2 protein-coding genes and 1 pseudogene are annotated in these 3,917 nt (G+C 73.0%); 2 read left to right on the top strand and 1 reads right to left on the bottom strand.

Annotated elements, in window-relative coordinates; genetic code table 11:
• On the top strand, positions 1–138 hold a 138-nt coding region (locus EHS43_RS48430), incomplete at its 5' end, for an ATP-binding protein (protein ID WP_148104217.1).
• Between the two features lie 281 nt (positions 139–419).
• Entirely contained in the window at positions 420–3,053 is a 2,634-nt protein-coding gene (locus EHS43_RS39550; protein WP_125195397.1) for a SpoIIE family protein phosphatase, read from the top strand.
• On the opposite strand, the pseudogene EHS43_RS39545 reads toward EHS43_RS39550, so the two are convergent.
• Positions 3,050–3,917, bottom strand: a pseudogene (locus tag EHS43_RS39545) (hypothetical protein); the annotation flags it as partial. The gene EHS43_RS39550 and the pseudogene EHS43_RS39545 overlap by 4 nt on opposite strands.

Raw genomic sequence — 3,917 nt, 5'->3', positions numbered from 1 at the left:
CCCCGGGAGCGCGTCGCCGACCCGGACGACGAGAGCGGACGCGGTCTGCTGCTCGTCGCGCATGCCGCCGACCGCTGGGGTACCCGCCCCGGCACCGCGGGCAAGACGGTCTGGTTCGAACTCTCGGTGCCGGTTTGAGCGGGACCTGATCGCGTTACGGAACATCAGGAACACCTGTACGACACCCCTTCCGCTGTCCATCGACGGGTTCGGGCCGGTGGCGGTTGTCGGCAGACGTGATTCGACGTCGTGTCCGCTGGTTAGAAGACTGGAAGTGTTGTCGCAGTCCGGACCGAAAACCGTCGGGATCGTGCTGTGATCGTGAACACCGTGTTGTGCGGCGCCGTAGTGCTGGATACTGCGGGCAGCCGCCCCCGGTGACCGGTACCGGACGCGGTGAGCTGGAGGGGACGGTTCGCGTGAGCGAGATACCAGCGAAGGCCACGGAGTCGAAGGACCCGTCGGGCGGCGCGAGGGCGGAGGCCGTGGGTGATGCCGTGGCACAGATCCGTCCCGACGAGGCGCCGGCCGCCGACGCCATGTGGCAGAGCAGCCCGCCCGGCTCGATCTACGACTACATCAAGGTCGCGTCCTTCTCCATAGGCCCCGACGGTCTGGTCGACCAGTGGAGCCTGCGGGCCGAGCAGCTCTTCGGCATCCCCGCCGAGCACGCCGTCGGCATGGACCCCATCGAGGCCTTCATCGACCAGGACCTGCGCGCGCAGGGCCAGCGCAAGATGGCGGAGATCCTGGACGGCCGCGAGTGGACCGGTGTGGTTCCCTTCCGGGTGCCCGCGCAGGAGGCGCCGCACGAGGGCGAGTGCGGCCGGGAGGGGCTCGCCGAGGTCTACGTCATGCCGACGCGGACCGAGGAGGGTGAGAAGGCCGCCGTCTGCATCGTCGTCGATGTGCGCACACTGCGGAGCATCGAGACCGACCTCGCCGCCTCGCAGGCGATTTTCGGTCAATCTCCCTTCGGATTCGTGCTGATCGACCCCGAGCTGCGGGTCCGCCGCGTCAACTACCGTTTCGCCTCCCTCTTCGGCGGCAGCCCGGACGACCACCGCGGCAAGGGCGTCCACGACTACCTGCCCCGTCCCGAGGCCGAGCGGGTCACCGCGACCCTGCGCCGGGTCCTGGAGACCGGCGACTCCATCACGGACATGCACGTCACGGGCTTTCTGCCGGGCTCCGACGAGCGCCGCCACTGGTCCATCAACCTGTACCGGGTGCGCAGCGGATCCGGCCGGCCCATCGGCATCGCCTGGCTGGGAACCGACATCACCGCCCGCCGCGCCGCCGCCCGTGAGGCAGCCGCCGCACGGCGCAATCTCGCCCTGCTGAACGAGGCCGGCGCCCGCATAGGGAACTCGCTCGACCTGGAGACCACGGCCCGCGAACTCCTCGACGTCGTCGTGCCCGGCTTCTGCGACCTGGCCACCGTCGACCTCTACCAGGGGCTGCTGGCCGGCGACGAGACCCCGCCCGGGCTCGCCGACGGCAGTGCCGAACTGCGCCGGGTCGCCTTCGCCAGCGCGGTCTCCGACGCCCCCTTCGCCGGCTCCGGCGCCCCCGTCTCGGTCGGCGCGGTCCACCACTACCCCTTCAACTCGCCCTGCGCGGACGCCCTGCGCACCGCGCGCCCGCAGTACATCCCGGCCGAGGAGGGCGGCCTCGTGCAGTCCACCCTCGCGGTGCCGATGGTCGCCCACGACACCGTCGTGGGACTCGCACAGTTCTCCCGGACCAAGGGCAGCGAGCCCTTCGGGGACCGGGACCGGGACCTCGCGGTGGAGCTGGCGGCGCGGGCGGCGGTCTGTATCGACAACGCCCGCCTGTACCGGCGCGAGCACGAGCGGGCGCTGATACTGCAGCGGTCCCTGCTGCCGCCCGGCGACCCGGTCGCCTCCGGACTGGACATCGCCTGCCGCTACCTGCCCGGCAACTCCTCCGCGGACCGCCCCAGCGAGGTCGGAGGCGACTGGTTCGACGTCATCGAACTGCCGGGACACCGCACGGCGTTGGTGGTCGGTGACGTGATGGGCCGCGGACTGCGGGCGGCGGTGGCGATGGGCGAACTGCGCTCCGCCGTCCGGACCCTGGCCCTGCTGGACCTCGAACCGGCCGAGGTGCTCAGCGCGTTGGACGAGATCGCGCGTGGGCTCGGTGCCCCCGGTGGGGTCCAGCAGGCCACCCGCGCGGCCCGCCGACCGCGTGAGGCTGACCTGTCCGAGGTGTACCTGGCGACCTGCGTGTACGCCGTCTACGACTCGGTGACCCGCCGCTGCACCTTCGCCAACGCGGGCCATCTGCCGCCCGTCCTGGTCGAACCCGGCGAGGACGCGCTGATGCTCGACGTGCCGCCCGGCATGCCGCTCGGCGTCGGCGGCGAGCCCTTCGAGGAGGTGGAGGTCGAACTACCCGAAGGCGCCCTGCTCGCGCTCTACACGGATGGACTGGTCGAAAGCCGCGATCACCCCCTCGACGAAGGCCTCCAGGCGTTCGTCGGAGCGCTCACCGACCCCTCCGCCCCGCTGGAGGACGTCTGCGACCACGTCCTCAACACACTCGACACCCACCACGGCGAGGACGACATCGCCCTGCTGATGGCACGTGTCCAGGGCCTGCCCGCCGGCTCGGTCGGGGACTGGACGCTGCCGCGCGAGCCGCGCAGTGTGGGCCGGGCCCGCGAGTACGCCCGCGGCCAGTTGCTGAGCTGGGACCTGGAACCGCTGGTCGACACCACCGAACTGCTGGTCAGTGAACTGGTCACCAACGCCCTGCGGTACGGCGAGGGCGACATCCGCCTGCGCCTGCTCCTCGACCGCACCCTGGTCTGCGAGGTCTGGGACTCCGGCCTGGTCCAGCCGCGCCGCCGCCGCGCCCGCGACACCGACGAGGGCGGCCGCGGCCTGCAACTCGTCGGCCTGCTCAGCGCGGCCTGGGGCTCCCGGCGCACCCCGCGCGGCAAGACGGTGTGGTTCGAACTGCCGTTGCCGGACGGGGAGAACGGCATGGTGGACCCGGCGGAGGCCCTGCTCAGCCTCTTCTAGGAGCCGTGCCCGCGCAGGCGTACGTCCCGCTCGGCGAGGTCACGCGCCTCGCGGGCCAGGTCGTCCGCCCGCGGGAGGTCGTCGGTCAGCCGTGCCTCCGCGAGCAGGACGCGGGGCGCGGCGCCGACCGCCTCGCGGTGGACGGTGACGTAGTCGTCCGCCGCGGCCACCGACTCCCGCGCGACCAGCAGCGCGGCCACCGGGAGCACCCCCGACCGGCCGGTCGCCAGGGGCGCGGTCGCGTGCACGATCCGGCGCAGCACGCCGAGCGGGTCGTACGGCTGCCCGGAGGTCGTCGCCCGTCGTACGGCGCTCAGGACCGCGTCGGCGTGCAGGAGCTGTGCGTAGGTCTCGCCCTCGTACGCGGTGCCGTCGCGGAGGGGGGCCAGTTCCGCCTCCGCGCCGGTGAGGGAGGGCGGGATCAGCCGGGCGGCCTCGGTGAGCGTGGCGCGCAGCCGGGCCACGGCCGTCACCAGCACATCCGCCCGGGCGATCGCGGTCTCCGCCGCGCGCAGGTGACCGGCCGCCTCCTCGGGCCGGCCGGACGCGGTGGCCTGGTGGGTCTGGTTGAGGTGCACGGTGGCGGTGACCAGGCTGTCCTTGGCCAGCTCGACGTACCCGGTGACGGAGTCGGCCAAGAGCGCGGTGTCCGACTCGGCCGTACGGGCGGTCAGTTCACGAAAGCGCGTCTCGGCCGACGCCAGAGCCGCGGCCGGGTCGCGGTCCAGCCCCCGCAGGGCGCGCAGGCTCTCCGCCGCCGAGGTCAGTCGCCGCTCGGCCTCCTCGCAGCGTCCCACCACTCCGGCCAGGGCGGCCGCCTCCTCCGGGACGCCCTCCTCGTAGCGCCGCCGTATCGCGCAGGCC

It is taken from the genome of Streptomyces sp. RP5T (assembly GCF_003933965.1).
Taxonomy (GTDB): domain Bacteria; phylum Actinomycetota; class Actinomycetes; order Streptomycetales; family Streptomycetaceae; genus Streptomyces.
This window is presented reverse-complemented; position numbering and strand designations above follow the sequence as displayed.